Origin of the sequence: Nonomuraea indica (genome assembly GCF_002850745.1) — a bacterium.
Taxonomy (GTDB): Bacteria; Actinomycetota; Actinomycetes; order Streptosporangiales; family Streptosporangiaceae; genus Nonomuraea; species Nonomuraea indica.
In genome coordinates, this window is the sequence record NZ_KZ559467.1 from 743,962 (window position 1) to 765,347 (window position 21,386).

Sequence of the window (21,386 nt, forward strand, 5' to 3'; positions counted from 1 at the left end):
CGGGTGCGGCATGGTCAGCGGGTGCCGCCGGGGCGCCACAGGATCTCCTGGCCCGCGTGAGCCGCCCGGCAGGCGATGAACAGCAGGTCCGACAGCCGGTTGAGATAGGTGGCCGTCAGCGGGTTCATGTCGTCGTGGTCGCGCAGGGCCGCCCAGGTCGAGCGTTCGGCGCGGCGGACCGTCACGCGGGCCACGTGCAGCGCGGCCGTCGCCGGGTCTCCGCCCGGCAGGATGAAGCTGCGCAGCGGCTTCAGCTCGGCGTTGAACCGGTCGCACTGCTGCTCCAGCCAGTCGACGTACGGCTGCTCCACCCGCAGCGGCGGGAACTCCGGATCGGCCACCACCGGCGTGCACAGGTCCGCGCCGACGTCGAACAGCTCGTTCTGCACCCGCGTCAGCACCTCGGCCAGCTCGGCGGGCAGCGTGCCGTGCGACAGGGCGGCCCCGAGATGGGCGTTGGCCTCCTCGACGTCGGCGTACGCGGCCAGGCGGGTGTCGGTCTTGTGGGTGCGGCTCATGTCGCCGAGCGCCGTCGTGCCGTCGTCGCCGGCGCGGGTGTAGATGCGGGAGAGTACGACCGGCTTGTCCTTGTCCTGGCGCGTCATGCGTTCAGCGTAATGACAAAAGTCATCCGAAAGGGACTCAGGGCGCACGCCGGGGTGGTGATTCCGGCGACTACCGGGCGGATCAGGGCCGCGCGAGGATGAGCCCATGATGAAGGAGAGGATCTGATGCTCGAGATCAGCGAGCTGCGCAAGCGTTTCGCGGGCGGCCCGGAGTCGCCGGAGGGCAAGCTCGCTCTGGACGGGATCGGCTTCACCGTCCGGCAGGGGGAGATGTACGGGTTCGTCGGCGCGAACGGCGCGGGCAAGACGACGACCATGCGGATCGTGATGGGCGTGCTGCAGGCCGACGCCGGTGCGGTCACCTGGCAGGGCAGGCCGCTGACGTACGCGGACCGGCGCCGGTTCGGTTACATGCCGGAGGAGCGCGGGCTCTACCAGAAGATGCGCGTGGCCGAGCAGATCGCCTACTTCGGCCGCCTGCACGGGCTGGACCAGGCGGCGGCGCAGAAGGCCACGGACGACCTGATCGAGCGGCTCGGCCTCGGCGAACGCAGGGGCGACGCCGTCGAGTCGCTGTCGCTGGGCAACCAGCAGCGGGTGCAGCTCGCGGTCGCGCTGGTGCACGACCCCGAGGTGCTGATCCTCGACGAGCCGTTCTCGGGCCTCGACCCGCTCGCGGTCGAAACGCTGGCCACGGCGCTGCAGGAGCGCTGCCGCGGCGGGGTTCCGGTGATCTTCTCCAGCCATCAGCTCGACCTGGTGGAGCGGCTGTGCGACTCGGTCGGCATCGTCGCCTCCGGCCGGATGGTCGCCACCGGCACCGTCGGCGACCTGCGGGCCGCCGTGGGCCGCACGCTGCGGGTGGTGGTGCGCGACCCGGCGCCCGGCTGGGCCGACGGCCTGCCCGGCGAGATCGCCGTCCGCGGAGACCGGCACGAGCTGGTGGTCACCGGCGGGGACGACCAGGACATCCTGCGCCGTGCCATGAAGGCCGGCCAGGTCGAGCACTTCGGCTACGAGCAGCCGACCCTCACCGAGATCTTCAAGGAGGCCGTGGCGTGAACGCGCTGATCCTGGTGGCACGCCGGGAGATCACCACCCAGATCCGGACGAAGGCGTTCGTCATCGGTCTCATCATCACGGCCGTGCTGGTGGGGGCCGTGGCGTTCGCGCCCAAGCTCATGGGTGGCCCGGACGAGTACACCCTCGGCACGGTCCACTCGCAGCAGCTCCCCGTGCAGGCCGCGGCGCCCGACGCGAAGATCGAGTGGCGGGCGTTCCCGGACGAGGCGGCGGCCAGGCGGGCGCTGCTCGACGGCGACGTGGACGCGGTCCTCGTCGACGGCACCAAGGTGCTCACCGACGGCAAGATCGAATCGGAGCTGGGCGTGCTGCTGCAGAGCACGCACCGGGAGGCCAAGCTGGGCGCGTCCGGCGTGCGGATCGAGCCGCTGCAGATGCAGTCGGTCGGCGCCGACACCCGCTACCAGGAGGCGCGCACCGGGATCGCCGTGGTGCTGACGCTCGTCCTGTTCATGCTGATCATCGGCCAGGCGATGATGGTCGCCATGGGCGTGGTGGAGGAGAAGGGCAGCCGGATCGTGGAGATCCTGCTGACCTCGATCCGCCCGTGGCAACTGCTCGGCGGCAAGATCATCGGGTTGGGCGTGCTCGGCCTGATCAACCTCGGCACGATCCTCGTGGTCGGCCTCGGCGCGTCGTTCGTCTCGGGCGTGGCGGTGGACTTCCCGCCCGGCACGCCGGGCATCGTGGCCGGGGTGCTGGTCTGGTTCGTGCTGGGCTACGCCTTCTTCGCCACCCTGGCCGCGGCACTCGCCTCGCTGGTGTCGCGTCAGGAGGAGGTCGGCAACGTGATGACGCCGCTGACCATGCTCATCATGGTGTCGTACTTCATCGCCTTCTACGCGACCGCCGAGCCGACCGGCACCCTGGCCACGATCATGTCGTTGATCCCGCCGTTCTCGTCGATGGTCATGCCGGTGCGGATGGCCGCCGCCGAGGTGCCGCTGTGGGAGATCGGGCTGTCGATGGCGCTCATGGCCGGGGCGGTGGTGGCGGTGCTGGCGTTCGGGGCCAAGATCTACGAGCGGGCCGTGCTGCGCACCGGCGCCCGGGTCAGGCTGGCCGAAGTCCTGCGGGCGAGGTAACCGGACCCCGATGGACTCGATCACGCGGGCTCGGCGGCTGTGCCGGTGGGTGCTGATCTCCCTCCTGGGGCTGGTGTGGTTCACGCTCTCCCTGCAGATCGTCACCGAGATCGGCCTCGGCCGGGCGCAGTGGTGGCGCCTCGGCCCGGCGCTGGCCGCCGTGATCGTCTTCAGCCGCTCCTACCTGCGGGTGCTCGACGCGGCACTGGAGTCCCGGTACGCCACCAAGGACGTGGTGGTGGCCGGGGCTCTGGCCGTGTTCGCCGCGTCCATCGGCGGGGGCGACCCGGTCGGCTGGGGGCTCGTGCTCATGGCGTGGCTGTCGGTCGCGACGGTGGGCATCCCGCTCTGGCGGGCCGTGCTGATCTCGGTGGGCACGTACGTGGTGGCCGTCGGCATCGGCGCGGCCAACGTCCTGGGCGGTTACCGCCTGCTGTTCGACGGTCAGGCCGACCCCGTGGTCTCCATCCCGTTCATGGTGGTGATCTACGGGATCATGTGCGCGAGCTTCCCGCCGTCCAACCGGATCTGGGTGTGGATCTACCGGCTCGCCGTGCAGGCCCACGAGGGGCGGGAGGCGCACGCCAGGCTGGCGGTCGCCGAGGAGCGGCTGCGCTTCGCCCGGGATCTGCACGACCTCGTCGGCCACCAGCTCTCCGCCATCGCCGTCAAGACGGAACTGGCCGTACGGCTGTCGGATGCGGACACCTCGGCGGCCAGGGCGGAGATGACGGAGGTCAACGCGCTGACCCGCAAGGCGCTGCGCGAGCTGCGGCAGGCCGTGCGCGGCTACCGCGAGCTGGACCTGCCGGCGGAGCTGGAGAGCGTGCGCGGCGTGCTGGAGGCGGCCGGGGTGCGGTGCGAGCTGCGCCTGCCCCACCGCGACCTGCCCGCCGGGGTGGGGCCGGTGTTCGCCTACGCCGTGCGGGAGGCGGTGACGAACGTGCTCAAGCACAGCAGCGCCACGTTCTGCGACATCACGCTCCGGTTCACCACCGAGGAGGCCGCGCTGCTGGTGCGCAACGACGGCGTGGTGCGCCGTCAGGCGGCCGATCTGGGCAGCGGCCTGTCGGGGTTGGGGGAGCGGCTGGCGGCAGTCGGTGGCGAGCTGAGGGCGCATCCGACGGCGGACGGGCACTTCGTTCTCGACGCTGTCGTGTCACTGCCGATTCGTGGGTAGTGGGGGAGTATCGGGGGGCTACCCCATGCCCACCGCCGTGGGCAGGCATGACGACACCGCGCGGATGCGCGCCGGTGCGAGGTGAGGAGGTGACATGCGCGTCCGGGGCAATCCGAAAGCCCAGGTGGTGAAGATCGGCGCCCGGCTGGATGCCGGCACGTCGGCCGGGGCGCGGTCACAGCTGCACGACGCCGTCGACTCGGGCGAGGGCGACCTGATCCTGGATGTCTCCCGGCTGGAGGTCATCGACGCCACCGGCCTGGGCGTGCTCGTGGGCACGCATCGGCGGGCGATCGCCGCGCAGCGCCGCCTCGTGCTGCGCGGAGTGCCTCCGCGGGTCATGCGGATCCTGGCGGTGACGCGGCTCAACCGGGTGCTGCACGTCGAGGCGGAGGAAGCGGCCGTGGCGTGACGCCACGGCCGATTTCCGCCGTCGCTCGTCGTTGATGTTTCAATCACATTGCCGCATGGGGGGCTTCCGCGGCGAAGGCCGATTTCAAATCCATCCGAAAATACCGATTTATGCGGTTCTTAATCCGGAAGGTGTATGTGCTCAGGTGCCGCCGAGCGACCGTCTGAAGATGTGCGTCGCCACATCGACGAGTTCGTCCAACTCCGGCGGCTCCTCCGACAGCAGCCATTCGATGAGCAACTCTTGTAGCGCTCCAATGGCTCCGAGGGCGACCAGCCGCCGCGAGGGCGCGGTGCCCACCGGGAAATCGGCGGACGCCTCCTCGACGAGCCGGGCGAAGGACTCCACGGCGCGCTGGCGCGAGGCCGTGAGGACGTCTCCCGACCTGCGCACCTCCAGATGCATGATGCGGGCCCGCCGCCAGTCGGCCGTGGCGAATTCGACGTACGCGCGAATGCCGGCCTGGACGCGCCCGTCCAGCGTGTCCGGCGCCTCCTGCAGGGCCTTGGTCACGTGGGCCAAGCTCTCCTCCACGCACCGGTCGTGCAGCGCCTGGAGGAGTTCCTCGCGTCCGCCGAAACACTCGTAGAAGGCCCGGTTGGAGATCCGCGCCTCCGAGCACAGCCTTTCGATCGTCGTCGCCGCGAAACCTGGCTTCGCGTATAGCGTGTAGGCGGCCGTCATCAGCCGCTCGCGTCTGTCCGCCAGCCTTTGCTCAGCCGACATTCCCCGGTAAGACCGGTTCACAATCCACCCGTCCAACATGATCGTGGCCCCCAGAGCACACAATTATGGACGGATGATCGGCTTCTGGGAAAGGGCGAAAAGATTGCCTCTTACATCGGCCATGCAAGAACGTGACAATCCTGACCGGCGGCTCAATCCTCGCGACGGCTGAGACGGGGCCACACCCCGATATCCGGGCAGGACACGGCGCGGTGGAACGGGCCAGCGAGGCCGCTTCCGCCCCTCGGGACAGCGCCCTCGGCACGGCGCTCCCCGGCGGCGCCTCAGAACAGCGTCGGGTTCTCCGGCTCGATGCCGCGCAGCGCGTCGTAGTCGAGGGTGACGCAGTCGATGCCGCGGTCGGCCGCGAGCACGCGGGCCTGCGGTTTGATCTCCTGGGCGGCGAAGACCCCGCGGACCGGCGTGAGCAGCGGGTCGCGGTTGAGCAGCTCCAGGTAGCGGGTGAGCTGCTCGACCCCGTCGATCTCGCCGCGCCGCTTGATCTCCACGGCGACGGTCGCGCCGCTCGCGTCGCGGCAGAGGATGTCGACCGGGCCGATCGCCGTCATGTACTCGCGCCGGATGAGGGTGTAGCCGTCGCCCAGCGTGGTGATGTGCTCGGCGAGCAGCTCCTGAAGGTGCGCCTCGACGCCGTCCTTGATCAGGCCCGGGTCGACGCCCAGCTCGTGACTGGAGTCGTGGAGGATCTCCGCCATGGTCAGCACGAGCTTCTCGCCCGTCTTGCCGTGGGTGACCGTCCAGGTCTCGCCGTCCTCCTTGAGCTTGCACGGCGGGTTCATCCAGTTGAGCGGCTTGAAGGCACGGTCGTCGGCGTGGATCGACACGCTGCCGTCGGCCTTGATGAGCACCAGCCTCGGCGCCATCGGCAGGTGTGCCGTGAGCCGACCGACGTAATCCACGCTGCAGCGCGCGATGACCAACCGCATGACGGTCCACCTTAGCGGCTCTGGAAAACTGGACGCATGGCGTTCGAGAGGGTGGGAGTCGTCGGCCTCGGCACGATGGGGGCCGGCATCGCGGAGGTCTTCGCGCGGGCCGGGCTGCGGGTGATCGGCGTCGAGGCGGACGCCGAGGCGCTCGCCCGCGGACGCGGGCACCTGGAGAGGTCCACCGGCCGGGCGGTCGACCGGGGGCGGCTGGGCGAGGCCGAGCGCGAGGAGATCCTCCGCCGCGTGACGCTGACCACCTCGCGTGACGACCTGAGCGAGGCCGACCTGGTGGTGGAGGCGATCCCCGAGATCCTCGACGCCAAGGTGTCGCTGTTCGAGGATCTCGACCGCATCTGCAAGCCGCAGGCCGTGCTGGCCACCAACACCTCCTCGCTGTCCGTCACCGCCGTCGCCGCCGCGACGGGCCGCCCCGGCAGGGTCGTCGGCATGCACTTCTTCAACCCGGCGCCCGTGATGCGGCTCGTCGAGGTCGTGGGCACGGTGGTGACCGAGCCCGGGGTCCTCGACGAGATCGCCGGGCTGGCGCGGCGGCTGGGCAAGACGCCCGTGGCCGTGGGGGACCGGGCCGGGTTCGTGGTCAACCGGCTGCTCCTGCCGTACCTCAACCACGCCGCCGTGCTGCTGGAGAACGGCGTGGCCGCGCGTGACGACATCGAGGCGGCGATGACGCTCGGGGCGGGGCTGCCCATGGGGCCGTTCGCGCTGCTCGACCTCATCGGGCTCGACACCGCCTACGAGGTGATGTGCGTGCTGTTCGACGAGACCCGCGACCGCCGGCACACACCCGCGCCGCTGCTGCGTGAGCTCGTCACCGCCGGGCTGCTCGGCCGCAAGAGCGGCCGCGGCTTCCACGGCGAGCCGCCGGTGCGCCGGGAGTCCGAGCGGGCCGCGGTCATCACCTACCGGGTCGAGGGGGAGGGGGCCGGCGCGGTGGCCGAGCGGCTGGCGCAGGCCGGGTTCAAGACGTCCGACGACCCGGACGTGGTGCTGCGGCTCGCCGACCGGCCCGTGGTGGAGCACGCCGTACGGCTGCCGCGTCCCGACGTCATGGTGGGCGTCCACCTCGTGGGCGAGCGGGTGGCCGAGGTGGCCGCCACGGCCCTCACCTCACCCGGAGCCGTCGCGGCGGCTCGCGACCTGATGAAGGTCATCGGCCGCACCCCGGTGCCGTGCCGCGACCGGGCCGGCTTCGTCGTGGACGCGCTGCTCTACCCCTACCTCAACGACGCCGTCAGGATGGTCGAGGCGGGCTACGCCTCGATCGGCGACGTCGACGCGGCCATGCGGCTGGGCTGCGGCTACCCCGCCGGGCCGATCGAGACCCTGGAGATCATCGGCCTCGACCGCGTGCGCGACGGCCTGAGAGCCCTCTACACCGAATACCGCGAGCCCTCCTACGCGCCCGCGCCGCTGCTCGACCACCTGGTCACGGCCGGCCTGACCAGTTTCCCCCGGCCATGAGCCCGCGCCGTGCCCGCCGCCGGGACGACTCGCGTCCTGTCGGCTTCCCCCGGGGCATGGACCGGGTCGAGGAGTGGCCCGACGGGGAGTGGAAGGTGCGCATGCTGGCCGGCGGCTCCTCGGCCAAGAACTACCGCTGTCCCGGCTGCGACCAGGAGATCCCCGGCGGTCAGCCGCACCTGGTGAGCTGGCCCAACTGGACGGGCGGCGACGACGAGCGCCGTCACTGGCACACGGCGTGCTGGCGCAAGAGACTGGACCGCGGGCCCGGCCGAAGCCGCTACTGACGCTGCCGGAGAGCCCGGCAACCCCCATCACGAAAGAGGACCAAGGTGGAGATCCGTGCGGCGACCGTGCTGCCGGCCAGACGTGAGCCGATCGAGTTGCACACCGGTGACGGACTGACCCTGGTGGGCGAGCTGGCCCTGCCGGCCGACCGGCCGCCGGTGGCCACGCTGGTCACCCTGCATCCGCTGCCGACCCACGGCGGTTTCATGGACAGCCACGTCTACAAGAAGGCCGCCAACCGGTTGCCCGCCCTCGCCGACCTGGCCGTGCTGCGCTTCAACACGCGCGGCACGTCCTCCGAGCGGGGCACCTCGCAGGGCGCGTTCGACGGCGGGCAGGGCGAGCGGTTCGACGTGGCGGCGGCTCTGGAGTACGCCGAGTTCCACGATCTGCCGCGCGTGTGGGTGGTCGGGTGGTCGTTCGGCACCGAGCTGGCGCTGAAGTGGGCGCACGACCCGCTGGTGGAGGGCGCGGTCCTGCTCTCGCCGCCGCTGCACCGGGCCACCGACGACGACCTCGACGCCTGGGCCCGGTTCGGCCGGCCGCTGGTCGTGCTCGTGCCGGAGTTCGACGACTACCTCAAGCCCGACGACGCCCGGGCCCGCTTCGCGCGGGTGCCGCAGGCGGAGGTCATCGGGGTCGAGGGCGCCAAGCACCTGTGGGTGGGCGAGCCCTACGTGCGCATCGTGCTCGACGAGATCGTCAAGCGGGTCAACCCGGCCGCGTACCCGCTCCCCACCCATGTCTGACGGTTTCCTCCACATCCGAACGTAATTCTGATGAAATATGCCACCAAGATCTGGACGGCCGCCTGTTGCTGAATGACAATCCGATCGTCAACTGAAGATCGTGGCGATGCCGGGCGGGCGTGACCTCGCACGGCATCCCCGCCTCGGCAAGGGCGTGGGCGGATGCGCGTAGGTCGTGGGCTCGTCGTGGTGATGCTGGCAAGCGTGGTCGTGGTGGCGCCCTCCGGCGACCCCACCGCCGCGGCGGAAGATCGACAAAAGTCCGGCGCGCGACAGCGGGCGACGGCGGCCCAGGACTCCACCGGCGTCCGGCTGAGCGACGACCCCGAGGAGGCGGCCGCGCTCACGGCCGCCCGGCGCGGCGGCAAGCCGGTCGAGGTGGCGGCGCTGCGCTCGGAGACACGCCAGGTCACCGCCCGTCCCGACGGCACCCTCGTCCTGGAGCAGCACGCCCGGCCGGTACGGGTACGCAAGGACGGCCGGTGGGTCGCCGTGGACGCGACGCTCGAACAGCTGCCCGACGGGTCGATCGCCCCCGTCGCGACGGCCGTCGGCCTCAGCTTCTCGGGCGGCGGCACCGGGCCGCTGGCGCGCATGACCCGCGGCGGCAAGAAGCTGGAGCTCGGCTGGCGCGGCCCGCTGCCGAAGCCGGTGCTGGAGGGCGACACCGCCCTCTACCCCGAGGTGCTGCCCGGCGTGGACCTCCGGGTCCGCGCCGACGTGGACGGCTTCTCCCACGTCCTGGTGGTCAAGACCCGCGAGGCCGCCGCCAACCGGGCCCTGACGGAACTGGCCTACCCGATCTCGACCACGGCCCTGACCATGAGGTCCGACAGGGCGGGCAACCTGGAGGCGGTCGACCGTGACGGCGGCACCGTCTTCACCGCGTCCACACCGCTCATGTGGGACTCCTCGGGCGGCGCGGCCGCCCGTACGCCCAGGACGGGGCAGGCAGCGCCCCCCGCGGACGGCTCGCCCCCTGTGGACGGCTCGTCGCCCGCCGACGGCCGCAACACGGCGATGGGCGTGCGGCTCGACGGGCGGACCATGGTGCTCAGGCCCGACCGGCGCATGATGGAGGACCCGGACACCACGTTCCCCGTCTACCTCGACCCATTCTTCTCGGCGGCCCGCGGCGCCTGGACGTCCGTCTGGAGCAACAACCCCAACTCCAACTTCCTCAACGCCAGCGACGTCGCCAGGTCGGGCCACGTCTCCGGGCAGACCAACCGGTCGTTCTTCCAGATGAACACCGGCTCCACCATCCACGGCAAGCAGATCATCAAGGCCACGCTGCGCACCTACGAGACGTGGTCCTACTCCTGCACCAAGCGGCCTGTCGAGGCCTGGTCGACGAACACGATCAGCAAGTCCACCACCTGGAACAACCAGCCCACCTGGGTCAGGCGCCTGTCCACCGTCACCGTCGCCAAGGGCTGGGGCTCCGCCTGCCTGCCCGGCGGGGTGGAGTTCGACGTCACGAGCCAGGCCGTCGAGGCCGCCGCCAAGAAATGGCCCACGATGACGATCGGGCTGCGGGCCTCGGACGAGACGGACAACTACGGCTGGAAGAAGTTCAAGAACAATCCCAGCCTGGTCATCGAGTACAACTCGCTGCCCGCCGCCCCCGTGGCCGCCGACGTCTGGTCCGACCCGGGCGGCTCGTGCCTGGCGGGCGACCAGCGCCCGGTCATCGCCACGCCGCGGCCGACCCTCGGCGCGCGGCTGCGTGACGCCGACAACGCCGTACGCGGCCGGTTCGAGTGGTGGAACAGCGCCGGCGTCAAGGTCGGCGAGTGGCTCACCCCCTCGCAGAGCAGCGGCAGCGCCTTCTCCGCGATCATCCCGGCGGGCGCCTTCGCCGACGGCGCGCTGATCAGGTGGCGGGTACGCGGCGAGGACGGCAAGGCCACCAGCGCCTGGAGCCCCTGGTGCGAGGCGACCGTGGACGCCTCCGCCCCCGGCAAGGAGCCGCTGGTGACCTCCGCCGAGTACGGCGAGGGCGGCTGGTACGACGGCGTCGGCCGGGCCGGCTCGTTCACCTTCGCCCCCAACGGCGTCACCGACGTCACCGGATACCTCTACGGGCTCGACACCACCCCGAAGACCGAGGTCGGCGTCCAGGCGGACGGCACCGCCACGATCAGGCTCACCCCGCGCCACGACGGCCCGAACGTCCTGTCGGTGCGCAGCAGGGACCGGGCCGGGCACCAGGGCCCGATCCGCAGCTACGTCTTCAACGTCAACTCCGGCACGCCCCCCGACGGCCACTGGACCCTCGACGACGGCCAGGGCGGCGTGGGCACCGACCACGGCGGCGACCAGCAGGTCACCCTGTACGGCAACGCCGCCTGGACCGCCGGCCGCACCGGCCAGGCCCTGCGGCTGGACGGCGTCGGGGCGCACGCCGCCACCACGGGACCCGTGCTGAGCACCGACCGCAACTTCACCGTCTCGGCCTGGGTGCGGCTGGGCGTCGCGACCGCCGACGCCACCGCGGTCGGCCAGGACGGAGCCCGCGCCGCCGGGTTCGCCCTGCAGTACGCCAAGGCCGACAACCGCTGGGTGCTGTCGCGGCCGACTGCCGACGCCGACGGCGCCACGGCCGTGCGCGCCGTGTCCACCAGCGCGCCGAGGCCCGGTGAGTGGACCCACCTGACCGGCGTGTACGACGCGGCGGCGGGGGAGCTGACTCTCTACGTCAACGGCCGGCCGGAGGCCACGGTCCCGTACATCCAGCCGTGGGCCGCGACCGGCCCCTTCACGATCGGCCGGTCGAAGTCCGGCGGGGCCCCGACGGCGTTCTGGCCGGGCGACGTGGACGACGTGCGCGTCTACGGCCGCGCCATGTTCGGCGACGAGGTGGCCGACCTGGTCAACAGCGCCGCCACCCTGGTCGGCCACTGGAAGCTGGACGAGGAGACGGGCACGACCGCGGCCGACTCCTCCGGCAAGGGCACGGCGGCGACCGTGGCGGGCGGCGCCGCGTGGACCGAGGGCTGGCTCGCCGGCGCCCTCGCCCTCGACGGCGCCGGCGGGCACGCGCAGACCGCCTCGCCGGCGGTGAACACCCGGTCCGGGTTCACCGTGGCCCTGTGGACGCAGCTCGACTACCTGCCGGACCGCGACGCCAGCGCGGTCTCCCAGGTGGGCAGCCGGGCTCCCGGGTTCCAGCTCGGCTACGACCGGGCGCAGACCAGGTGGACGCTCGGCATGGCCGCGGCCGACACCGACACCGCGACGGTGGTCCGCACCCGGTCCGACGCGGTTCCCGCGCCGCTGGAGTGGACGCACCTGGCCGGGGTCTACGACCCGCTGAGCGGCGAGCTGCGCGTGTACGTCAACGGCAGGCTCTCGGAGACCACCATCACCCCCCACGCCAGCGCGTGGAACGCCACCGGCCCGATGCACCTGGGCCGCACCATGAACGCCGGTGTCCTCACCGGTCACTGGCCGGGCACCGTCGACGACGTCCGCATCTACGACGGTGTCCTCAGCGCCGAGCAGATCTCCCAGCTCGCCGCCCAGTAAGGAATCACCCCACCCCCCAGAGATTGGGTCGATCGATGGAGCAGCCCAGCGAGTTAGATCTCCCGGACAGTTACTGGAATCGTTTACAGGGAGCCGTGCGCGAGTCGCCGTGGCCCCGCCGGCTGGCCGTCGCGCTGGCCGTCGTGGTGGTGGCGCCGCTCGCCCCCGTCCCACCGGCCGCCGCCGCGCCGCGCCCGGCACCGGCCGTGCAGAAGGAAGCCCCGGTACGCGGCAAGAAGGTCCCCGTCCTGGCCCGCCAGGACGACCCGGCGCGCAAGAAGGCCTGGCAGGCGCCACCGGCGGTCACCTGGCCGAAGGCCCGGACGGCCGAACTCGGCGGCGACGCCGCGCAGGCCCGCACACTCGACGCCGCCTTCCCCGTCCGGCTGGCCAAGCCCCAGAGCACGGCCAAGGCGGCGGACGGGGCGGCCGCCGACCCCGCTCCCGTCCGCGTCGAACTGCTCGACCCCGCCCAGGTGCAGCAGGCCGGCGTGTTCGGCATCGCGATGCGGGTGTCCCCCGGCCAGGGCCTCGCGGCGAAGAGCGGCGGCAGGACGAGCCTGGAGGTCGACTACTCAGGGTTCCGGTACGCCTCCGGCGGTGACTACGGCGCCCGGCTGCGCATGGTGAAGCTGCCCGACTGCGCCCTGACCGGCGCGGCGGACTGCCCGCAGCCCGAGCCCGTCCGCTCGCGCAACGACACCACGGCCAGCACGGTGACCGCCGAGGTCGAGACGTCCGGCCTATACGCGTTGCAGGCCGCCGCCTCCGGGCCGTCGGGCGACCACGCCGCCACCTCACTCGCCCCCTCGGCGAGCTGGAGCGTCGGCACCCAGTCGGGTGACTTCACCTGGAGCCAGGAGTTGCGCACCCCGCCGGCGCTGGGCGGCGACGAGCCGGAGCTCACGCTCGGCTACTCCTCGCAGAGCGTGGACGGCCGGACCGCCTCCACCAACAACCAGCCGTCCTGGGCCGGTGAGGGCTTCGAGCTGAGCCCCGGCGGCTACATCGAGCGCCGGTACAAGTCGTGCATGCTGGACGGTAAGAAGACCGGCGACCTGTGCTGGGACCAGGAGAACGCCACGCTCTCCCTGGGCGGCTCCGCCGTCGAGCTGATCAAGGACGCCACGACGAACCAGTGGCGGCCCAAGCGCGACGACGGCACCCGCATCGAGTACCTCAAGGGAGCCGTCAACGGCGACAACGACGGCGAGTACTGGCGCGTCACCACCGACGACGGCACGCAGCACACCTTCGGGCTGAACCGCCTGCCCGGGTGGGTCACCGGCAAGGCCGAGACCCGGTCCACCTGGACGGTGCCGGTGTTCGGCAACAACGCCGGCGAGCCCTGCCACAACAGCGACGCCACCAAGGCGTGGTGCCAGCAGGCCTACCGCTGGAACCTCGACCTGGTGGTGGACCCGCACGGCAACGCCACCACCTTCTGGTACGGCGTCGAGAAGAACTTCTACGGCCGCAACTCCAAGCCCGAGCTGGGCACCGAGTACGTGCGCGGCGGTTACCCGGCCCGCATCGACTACGGCTACCTGCAGGGCGAGCTGTTCACCCGGACGCCCGCGGCGCGGGTGGTCTTCGACGTGGCCGAGCGGTGCGTGCCCGGCGGCACCGTCACCTGCGCGGCCGACCAGCTCAAGAAGGAGACGGCCGGCCACTGGCCCGACGTGCCGTTCGACCAGATCTGCGCCTCCGGGCAGAGCTGCACCAACCGCCTGACGCCGACGTTCTTCACGCGCAAGCGGCTGGCCAAGGTCACCACGCAGATCGTCAACACCGACCCGGCGAAGTGCTCCGGCCAGCCGTACTGCGCGGTCGACTCCTGGACGCTGTCGCACTCCTTCCCGGCCACGGGCGACGGGCTCAGCCCCTCGCTCTGGCTCCAGTCCATCCAGCAGACCGGCCACGTCGGCGGCACGCTGACGCTGCCCAAGGTCGTCTTCACCGGCGTCCAACTGCCCAACCGGGTGGACGCCAACGAGGGCCGCGCGCCGCTGGTGAAGTGGCGGGTGCAGACCGTGGGCAACGGCTCCGGCGGTGAGATCCGCGTCAACTACGCCCCGGCCGACTGCAAGCCGGGCGACGTGCCGGCCGCCGACCGCAACCAGCGGCTGTGCTTCCCGCAGCGGTGGGCGCCGGAGAACGAGGCCGAGGTCACCGACTGGTTCCACAAGTACGTGGTCAAGCAGACCGTGGAGGTGGACCGGGTCGCCGGCTCGCCGCCCGTGGTGACCGACTACGAGTACCTGGACGGCGCCGCCTGGCGCTACGCCGACAACATCCTCGTCAAGCCCGCGCACCGCACCTGGTCCGACTGGCGCGGCTTCGGCCGGGTCCGTGTCCGCGAGGGTGACGGGCAGGACGGCAAGCGGGAGCTGACGGAGTTCAGGTTCTTCCGCGGCATGGACGGCGACCGCCTGGCCGACGGGACCAGGCGCAGCGCGCAGGTCGTGGACAGCGAGGGCGGCAAGCTCGACGACCACGACCACCTGGCCGGCTTCGAGCGGGAGGAGATCCTCTACAACGGCGACGGCGGCGCGGTCGTCACGGCGACGCTGGAGGAGCCGTGGTCACGCAAGACGGCCGAGTCCACGCAGGGCGGCGTCACCAAGGCGGCGCACATCGTGGAGGCCAAGTCCATGGTCACCCGCACCGCGCTGGAGGGCGGCACCTGGCAGCGCACCGGCGAGGAGCGCGCCTACGACGAGTACGGGGCGCTCACCCAGGTCGAGGAGAAGGGCGACCTGTCCACCGCCGAGGACGACCAGTGCACCCGCTACACCTACGTGCGCAACGGCGCCGCCTGGATGCTGGACTTCACCAGCCGGGTCCAGAAGGTCGCCACCGGCTGCGGCACCGGCCTGGCCAGGCTCGCCGCCGAGGACGTGATCATCGACGAGCGCACGCAGTACGACGGCAGGCCGTACGGGCAGGCGCCGGTCAGGGGAGACATCACCACGGTGCAGGAGGCGACCGGCGACGGGACCACGCTCACCGACTCGGTCCGCACCTACGACGCCTACGGGCGCATGACGAGCGAGACAGACGCGGCCGGCACCAAGGTCACCACGACCTACAGCCCGGCCGCCGGCGCCCCGGCGGCGGAGGTCAAGGAGGTCAACCCGCTCGGCCACGAGGAGCGCACGTTCCTCGAACCGGCCTGGGGGGAGCCGATCGCCGAGATCGACGCCAACGGCAAGCGCACCGACATGGAGTACGACCCGCTGGGCCGGCTGACCAAGGTGTGGCAGAGCGACCGGAGCAAGGCGGCCGGCCAGTCGCCCAGCACCGAGTACTCCTACCTCACCCGTGACGACGGCCCCAGCGTCGTCACCAGCAAGACGCTGCGGGCCGACGGCGGCTACGTCGTCAGCCACGACCTGTTCGACGGCCTGATGCGGCCCCGCCAGACGCAGGAACCGGCGCCGCTCGACGACCAGGCGCAGGACCCCGCGCTGCGCGAGGGGCGCACCATCACCGACACCTTCTACAACTCCGTGGGCGAGGTGGCCAAGCGCAACGGCGGCTACTTCAGCACCGGGCAGCCGTCCACCGAACTGCTCGGCGTGGCCGACACGGACGTTCCCAGCCAGGTGGCCGTCGTCTACGACGGCACCGGCGAGATCAGCGCCCAGGTCCTCAGGGCCAAGGGCGGCGAGAAGTGGCGGGTCACCACCGCGCACAAGGGCGACCGGGTGCACATCACCGCGCCGCCCGGCGGCTTCGCCACCACCCGCATCGCCGACGCCGAGGACCGTCTCGTCGAGCTGCGGCAGTACAAGGGGGACACCCCCAGCGGCGAGTACGAGTCCACGAAGTACGCCTACGACCAGGCAGGCCGGCTGTCCACGGTGACCGACCACGCGGGCAACGTGTGGCGCTACCACTACGACGCCCGCGGCCGGAAGGTCAAGACCGAGGACCCGGACCAGGGCGTCACCACCTTGACCTACAACGACGCCGACGAGGTCGTCACCACCACCGACGCCCGGGGCAAGACCCTGGCCTACGTCTACGACGCGCTGGGCCGCAAGACCGAGCTGCGGGAGGGGTCCGTCACCGGCCCGCTGCTCGCCGAGTGGAAGTACGACCAGCTCGCCAAGGGTCACCAGCACGCCAGCATCCGCTACGTGGACGGCCAGGCGTACAAGGCCGAGATCAACGCGATCGACGCCGACTACCGCACGCTCCGCCAGACCGTCACCGTCCCGGCGCGGGAGGGCAAGCTCGCGGGCTCGTACGTGCTCAACACCCGCTACACCGTGGACGGCCAGGTCCAGTCGGTCAGCTTCCCGGCCGCCGGAGGGCTGGCCGAGGAGTCGGTCGTCTACACCTACGACGGGCTCAGCCAGCCGACCAAGGTCACGGGCCTGTCCCCGTACGTCACGGCGACCCGCTACTCCAAGATGGGGGAGACGCTCCAGCACGAGCTGAGCACGGGCGGCAAGAAGACCTGGCTCACCTACACCCACGACGAGATCACCCGCAGGCTGACCCGGACCCGGCTCGACCGGGACGGCGCGCCGGCGACCGATCTCGACCTCAACTACACCTACGACCCCGCCGGCAACATCACCAAGATCGCCGACACGCCGGGCGGTCAGGCCCGCGACACCCAGTGCTTCACCTACGACCACCTGCGCCGCCTCACCTCGGCGTGGACGGCCACCGACGACTGCGCGAGCGGCACGCCGCAGTCCGACAGGATCGGCGGGGTGGCCCCGTACGCGGTCAGCTACGCCTACGACCCCACCGGCAACCGGACCAAGGAGACCCAGCACGCCTTCGGCGGGCGGCAGGAGACCGTCCGCGACTACACCTATCCCCAGGCCGGTGAGAAGCAGCCGCACGGGCTGCTGTCCGCCGGGACGGACACCTTCGCCTACGACGAGGCCGGCAACACGATCCGCCGCAAGATCGGCACCGCCGACCAGACCCTCGTCTGGGACGCCGAGGGCAACCTGGAGTCGGTGACCGAGGCGGGCAAGACCACCTCGTTCCTGTACGACGCCGACGGTGAGCGGCTGCTGCGCAGGACGCCGGTGGACACCACGCTCTACATCGACGACATGGAGCTCCGGCTCGACCTGGCCAAGGACGCGGTCGAGGCCACCCGCTACTACACCATCGGCGGCCAGCCGGTGGCGGTCCGCACCCATGACGACCAGGTGTACTTCCTGGCGGCGGACCACCAGGGCACGGCGCAGGCCGCGGTCAAGGCCGCCACCGGCGACCTCGCCGTCCGCCGGTCCACGCCGTTCGGCGAGGACCGGGGCTCGCCACCGGAGTGGTGGCCCGGCCAGCGCGGGTTCGTCGGCGGCACGAAGGACCCGACCGGGCTCGTCCACCTGGGCGCCCGCGAGTACGACCCGCGCCACGGGCGGTTCCTGTCGGTCGACCCCGTCATCGACGAGGTGGACCCGCAGCAGCTCAACGGCTACGCCTACGCCGGCAACAGTCCCGTCACCATGAGCGACCCCGACGGGCAACTCGTCTGGTTCGTCGTCGGCATCGCGGCGCGGATCGCGGCGCGGGCCATCGCCAGGAAGCTGGCCCAGGCGGCGGCCAGGCGGGCGGCCATCGCGGCGGCCAGGCGCAGAGCCATCGCCGCGATGAAGAGGAAGATGGCCGAGCAGGCCAAGCGGCGGGCCGCCGCCGCGGAACGCAGGCGCCGCGCCGCTGAGGCCAAGCGCAAGGCCCAGAACCTGGCCAAGAGGAAGAAGGCGCAGGAGGCCAGGGAGAAGGCGGAGGAGGCACGCAGGAGGGCCATCAGGAAGGCCGCCGAGCGCCGGGCGGCCAAGCTCCACCGCCAGCGAGCCCGCCAGGCGATGAAGAACAGGATGCGGCTGCGGCTGCAGGGCAGGCGGGTGAGCCGGCCGCCGGCCCGCTACCAGCGGCAGCGGCCCGCACAACGGCCCACGAGCCACCGGTCGAGCCAGCGCCAGTCACCGCCGAAGGCGACCCGGGCGCCGGTCAGGAACAGTCACGTCTACAACCTCAACGGCCAGGTCCAGCAGACCCGGTCGGTCACCGTCTACCGCAACGGGCGGATGTACCCCGACGGGCATCCGCCGCCCAGCCCGATCCAGCCCAACGGGGCGGGTCACGTCCAGATGCAGAAGTACAAGCCGTTCGAGGTGGAGCCGCCGCAGCGGAAGCTGGGCGCGGCGGCCGAGACGGGTGCCCGCGTCACCCGATGGATCGACCAGGCCGACGGCCTGGGCGACTTCTTCGGCTTCTTCTTCTGACCCTTCGACCCTGCTGACCCTTCGACCCTGCTGACCCTTCGATCTCTGTTCCCTCGCCAGGGACGGCGGCCCGGCCGCCGTCCCACCCGGAGACCGGCGCAGGGCCTTCCCGGCCCGCGCCGGTCTCCGGCTTTCCACCGCCGGACGGCTTGGCATCCGGGGGAGGCCAGTCCATAGAATGTTGTTCGGTTCCAGATGGAGGAGGCAGCGTGGGCGCGTTCGATCTCAGCGGCAAGAAGGCTCTCGTCACCGGGGCGTCGAAGGGGATCGGGCGGGCCATCGCGCTCGCCTACGCCCGGGCCGGGGCCGACGTGGCGCTCACCTCCCGCTCCGCCGAGTCCCTGGCCGAGGTGGCCAAGGAGGTCGAGGCCCTCGGCCGGCAGGCCGTCGTGGTCCCCGCCGACCTCACCGACCGCGACGCCGCCGCCGCTGCCGTCCGGGAGGCGGTCGGCGGGCTCGGTCACCTCGACATCGTGGTCAACAACGCGGGCGGGTCCAACTTCATGGTCGAGTTCAAGGACCTGAGGCTGTCCGGCTGGGACAAGCTGATGCGGCTCAACCTCGACTCGGCCATGGTCGTCTGCCACGAGGCCGCCCCCCACCTGCTCGACCGGGGCGCCGGCTCGGTGATCAACGTCGCGTCCGTGGCCGCGCTCGGCGCGCCGTTCCTGGCCCCGTACGCGGCGGCCAAGGCGGCCCTGGTGGCGCTGACCAGGACCCTCGCCGTGGAGTGGGCGCGGGCAGGGGTCCGCGTCAACGCCCTGTGCCCCGGCTGGACCGCCACCGACCTCAACCGCAACCTGTGGGAGGACGAGGCGGCCAGCAGGGCGACGCTCACCGGCGTGCCCATGCAGCGCTGGGGGACCCCGGAGGAGATGGCGTACCCCGCCGTCTTCCTGGCCAGCGAGGCCTCGGCCTACATGACCGGACAGGTCATGTTCGTCGACGGCGGCCAGACCGCCATCGCCGCCGGCTGAGACGCCGTCCGCGGCGGCGTGCCCCGTAGTGGACGTCGTTATGGGGGTATATCGGTATACGCGTGGAGTGATTGTCGGGCCGAACCGGTCTACCGTGTGATCGTGCAGCTCTACTCGAGATCAGCCGGGACCGGACTCCCGGTCGTGCTCCTTCACGCATTCCCGCTGTCGTCCGCCATGTGGCTGGCCCAGCGCGAGGGGCTGTCCTCGCTGTGCCGGGTGATCACACCCGACCTGCGCGGCTTCGGCGGCTCGCGGCTGGGCGACGACGAGCCGTCCGTCGACCTCATGGCCGACGACGTCGCGAGGCTGCTCGACGCCGAGGGCATCGACCGGGCGGTGATCGGCGGCCTGTCGATGGGCGGCTACGTGACGATGGCGTTCTGCCGCCGCCACCCCGACCGCGTCCAGGGCGTGCTCCTCGCCGACACCAAGGCGGGTCCCGACCCGCAGCCCGCCCGCGACAACCGCGAACGCATCGCGCGGGCCGTGCTGGAGCGGGGCTGCGCGGTCCTGCTGACCGACGTGCTGCCCGCGCTCATCGGGCCGACCACCAAGGAGCGCAGGGCCATGGTGCTCGGCCGGGTCAAGGGCCTGGTCCAGTCGGCGCCGCCCGGCGCGGTGGCCTGGGCGCAGCGGGCGATGGCGGCCCGGCCCGACTCGTTCGAGACGCTGGCCGGGCTCAAGGTGCCGCTGCTCGTCATCGTGGGCGAGGAGGACGAGCTGGCGACCCCGGCCGACGCCGAGGCCATGGCGCGGGCCGTACCCGAGGGCAGGCTGGAGGTCATCCCGAAGGCCGGCCACCTGAGCGCGGTCGAGCAGCCGGAGGCGTTCAACGCCGCGGTGGCGGAGTGGCTCACGACTGAGCTTGGCGGGGGAGCACGACCTCTCGGATGATCAGCGAGATGGCGGCGGCGACCGGGATGGCCAGCAGGGCGCCCACGATGCCGAGCAGCGCACCCCCGAAGAGAGCGGCGATCACGGTCACCGCGGGCGTCACGTCCACCGAGCGCTTCATGACGCGCGGGTAGATCAGGTAGTTCTCCACCTGCTGGTAGACCACGAAGAAGATCGCGCAGGCGAGTCCCATGGGCAGCGACTGCAGCGCCACCACCGCGCTCACCAGCACCGCGCCGATCGTGGCGCCCACCAGCGGGATGAGGTCCGTCAGCGCGACCACGAGCGCCAGCGCCAGCGCGTACCTCACGCCCAGGACCGACAGGAAGATCCAGCTCACCACGCCCGCGATGACAGAGATGAGCACGTTGCCCGCCACGTATCCGCCGATGCCGGAGAGGATCTCCTCGGCGATCGCGCCGGTCCGCTCCCGGCGCGAGGCCGGGACGAGCTTGAGCAGATACGCCTTGATCGTGTGCAGCGAGCCGAGGAAGTAGAGCATCAGCACGAGGAGCGTCACCGTGGTGAAGACCCCGTCGAGCACCACGAGCCCCGCGCCGACCACCCCGGACGCCAGCGACGGCCCCAGCGTGCCGGTGATGAACGAGGCCAGCTGCGGCAGGATCTGATACTCGGCGTCGAGCCGGCGCAGCGTCGGATGCCTGCTCAGCTCGGTCACGTATCCGGGCACCGCCGCCACGAAGTCGGCGACCTGCTGGCTCAGCGGCGGGACCACGGCCAGCCCGAACAGCGCGAACGCCACGATCACCCCGGCGAACACGAGCGAGATGGCCCACCGCCGGCCCAGCCCGCGCCGCTGCAGCGCCTCCACGGCCGGGTTGAGCCCCACCGCCAGGAACATCGCCACCACGACCAGGATGATCGTGCTCAGCGAGGCGACGACCATCTGCGCCAGCGCGATCGCCGTCAGCACCCCGAGCCCGCCGACCAGCCCGAACAGGAACGGCCCGCGCGCCAGCGGCTTGCCGGGCAGCCCGTACGGCTGCGCCTCGTCCACGCCCCGGCCGCCGCCGGCGGAGCGCCCTCCGGCGCCGGGCCGGCCGCCGTCCTCGGAGCGGTCGGCGGCCCCGGAGCCGCCACCGGAGGAGGCGGCCGCGTCATCCTGGGCGGTGGAGGTGACGTCTGCGGACACGGGGGGCTCCTGCAAGCTCGGGGGGGACCGGCCGTGCCGGGACC

At 71.9% G+C, this 21,386-nt stretch carries 15 protein-coding genes; 11 read left to right on the forward strand and 4 right to left on the reverse strand.

Features of this window, described 5'->3' with window-relative positions; genetic code table 11:
• Positions 1 to 14 precede the first annotated feature (14 nt).
• Positions 15 to 605 carry a cob(I)yrinic acid a,c-diamide adenosyltransferase gene (locus tag CXR44_RS07440; RefSeq protein ID WP_101784112.1) on the reverse strand — a complete coding sequence of 197 codons (591 nt, stop codon included), beginning with the start codon at positions 603 to 605 and terminating at the stop codon, positions 15 to 17.
• Positions 606 to 731: 126 nt separating this feature from the next.
• Here CXR44_RS07440 and CXR44_RS07445 point away from each other — a divergent pair, with 126 nt between their 5' ends.
• The 4 genes from CXR44_RS07445 to CXR44_RS07460 all read left to right on the forward strand — a co-directional run bounded on the left by CXR44_RS07445 (position 732) and on the right by CXR44_RS07460 (position 4,326).
• A complete protein-coding gene (locus tag CXR44_RS07445; RefSeq protein WP_101784113.1) occupies positions 732 to 1,628 on the forward strand; it encodes an ABC transporter ATP-binding protein in 897 nt (298 codons plus the stop codon).
• Positions 1,625 to 2,734 (forward strand): ABC transporter permease, encoded by a 1,110-nt coding sequence (locus tag CXR44_RS07450; RefSeq protein ID WP_101784114.1) that lies wholly within the window; start codon positions 1,625 to 1,627, stop codon positions 2,732 to 2,734. The genes CXR44_RS07445 and CXR44_RS07450 overlap by 4 nt, the downstream gene beginning before the upstream one ends.
• Before the next feature lie 10 nt (positions 2,735 to 2,744).
• Complete coding sequence (locus CXR44_RS07455) at positions 2,745 to 3,914, forward strand: sensor histidine kinase (RefSeq protein WP_101784115.1); 1,170 nt, start codon at positions 2,745 to 2,747, stop codon at positions 3,912 to 3,914.
• 94 nt (positions 3,915 to 4,008) lie between these two features.
• The gene (locus tag CXR44_RS07460; protein WP_101784116.1) at positions 4,009 to 4,326 is read left to right on the forward strand and encodes an STAS domain-containing protein; all 318 of its coding nucleotides are present in this window, start codon (positions 4,009 to 4,011) and stop codon (positions 4,324 to 4,326) included.
• 141 nt (positions 4,327 to 4,467) lie between these two features.
• Here the strand turns inward: CXR44_RS07460 and CXR44_RS07465 are convergent, their stop codons facing one another.
• Together CXR44_RS07465 and nucS are read right to left on the reverse strand one after the other, a co-directional pair.
• Positions 4,468 to 5,010 carry a TetR/AcrR family transcriptional regulator gene (locus CXR44_RS07465; RefSeq protein ID WP_245898920.1) on the reverse strand — a complete coding sequence of 181 codons (543 nt, stop codon included), beginning with the start codon at positions 5,008 to 5,010 and terminating at the stop codon, positions 4,468 to 4,470.
• A 326-nt stretch (positions 5,011 to 5,336) separates the two neighbouring features.
• Positions 5,337 to 5,999, reverse strand: coding sequence for an endonuclease NucS (gene nucS / locus CXR44_RS07470; RefSeq protein ID WP_101784118.1), 663 nt, complete (start codon positions 5,997 to 5,999; stop codon positions 5,337 to 5,339).
• A gap of 36 nt (positions 6,000 to 6,035) precedes the next feature.
• On the opposite strand from nucS, the gene CXR44_RS07475 reads away from it, so the two are divergent.
• The 7 genes from CXR44_RS07475 to CXR44_RS07505 all read left to right on the forward strand — a co-directional run bounded on the left by CXR44_RS07475 (position 6,036) and on the right by CXR44_RS07505 (position 20,189).
• A complete protein-coding gene (locus tag CXR44_RS07475; protein WP_101784119.1) occupies positions 6,036 to 7,484 on the forward strand; it encodes a 3-hydroxyacyl-CoA dehydrogenase family protein in 1,449 nt (482 codons plus the stop codon).
• On the forward strand, positions 7,481 to 7,771 hold the full coding sequence (locus CXR44_RS07480; protein ID WP_101784120.1) for an ATP/GTP-binding protein: 291 nt from the start codon (positions 7,481 to 7,483) through the stop codon (positions 7,769 to 7,771). Before CXR44_RS07475 ends, CXR44_RS07480 begins: the two co-directional genes overlap by 4 nt.
• A 45-nt stretch (positions 7,772 to 7,816) precedes the next feature.
• Entirely contained in the window at positions 7,817 to 8,521 is a 705-nt protein-coding gene (locus CXR44_RS07485; RefSeq protein ID WP_101784121.1) for an alpha/beta hydrolase, read from the forward strand.
• 162 nt (positions 8,522 to 8,683) lie between these two features.
• On the forward strand, positions 8,684 to 12,052 hold the full coding sequence (locus CXR44_RS07490; protein ID WP_101784122.1) for a LamG-like jellyroll fold domain-containing protein: 3,369 nt from the start codon (positions 8,684 to 8,686) through the stop codon (positions 12,050 to 12,052).
• A 95-nt stretch (positions 12,053 to 12,147) separates the two neighbouring features.
• On the forward strand, positions 12,148 to 18,315 hold the full coding sequence (locus CXR44_RS07495) for an RHS repeat-associated core domain-containing protein (RefSeq protein WP_101784123.1): 6,168 nt from the start codon (positions 12,148 to 12,150) through the stop codon (positions 18,313 to 18,315).
• 209 nt (positions 18,316 to 18,524) lie between these two features.
• Positions 18,525 to 19,292: an SDR family NAD(P)-dependent oxidoreductase gene (locus CXR44_RS07500; RefSeq protein WP_101784124.1), complete on the forward strand. Its 768-nt coding sequence runs from the start codon at positions 18,525 to 18,527 to the stop codon at positions 19,290 to 19,292.
• A 144-nt stretch (positions 19,293 to 19,436) separates the two neighbouring features.
• Complete coding sequence (locus CXR44_RS07505) at positions 19,437 to 20,189, forward strand: alpha/beta fold hydrolase (RefSeq protein WP_281260251.1); 753 nt, start codon at positions 19,437 to 19,439, stop codon at positions 20,187 to 20,189.
• Here CXR44_RS07505 and CXR44_RS07510 read toward each other — a convergent pair.
• Positions 20,149 to 21,342 carry an AI-2E family transporter gene (locus CXR44_RS07510; protein WP_101784125.1) on the reverse strand — a complete coding sequence of 398 codons (1,194 nt, stop codon included), beginning with the start codon at positions 21,340 to 21,342 and terminating at the stop codon, positions 20,149 to 20,151. The genes CXR44_RS07505 and CXR44_RS07510 overlap by 41 nt on opposite strands.
• Between the last annotated feature and the right edge of the window lie 44 nt (positions 21,343 to 21,386).

Bases quoted from the DNA above. Each gene is read 5' to 3' on its own strand.
- CXR44_RS07440 (WP_101784112.1), bottom strand. From the start codon at position 605: ATGACGCGCCAGGACAAGGACAAGCCGGTCGTACTCTCCCGCATCTAC.
- CXR44_RS07445 (WP_101784113.1), top strand. From the start codon at position 732: ATGCTCGAGATCAGCGAGCTGCGCAAGCGTTTCGCGGGCGGCCCGGAG.
- CXR44_RS07455 (WP_101784115.1), top strand. From the start codon at position 2,745: ATGGACTCGATCACGCGGGCTCGGCGGCTGTGCCGGTGGGTGCTGATC.
- CXR44_RS07460 (WP_101784116.1), top strand. From the start codon at position 4,009: ATGCGCGTCCGGGGCAATCCGAAAGCCCAGGTGGTGAAGATCGGCGCC.
- CXR44_RS07465 (WP_245898920.1), bottom strand. From the start codon at position 5,010: ATGACGGCCGCCTACACGCTATACGCGAAGCCAGGTTTCGCGGCGACG.
- nucS (WP_101784118.1), bottom strand. From the start codon at position 5,999: ATGCGGTTGGTCATCGCGCGCTGCAGCGTGGATTACGTCGGTCGGCTC.
- CXR44_RS07475 (WP_101784119.1), top strand. From the start codon at position 6,036: ATGGCGTTCGAGAGGGTGGGAGTCGTCGGCCTCGGCACGATGGGGGCC.
- CXR44_RS07480 (WP_101784120.1), top strand. From the start codon at position 7,481: ATGAGCCCGCGCCGTGCCCGCCGCCGGGACGACTCGCGTCCTGTCGGC.
- CXR44_RS07490 (WP_101784122.1), top strand. From the start codon at position 8,684: ATGCGCGTAGGTCGTGGGCTCGTCGTGGTGATGCTGGCAAGCGTGGTC.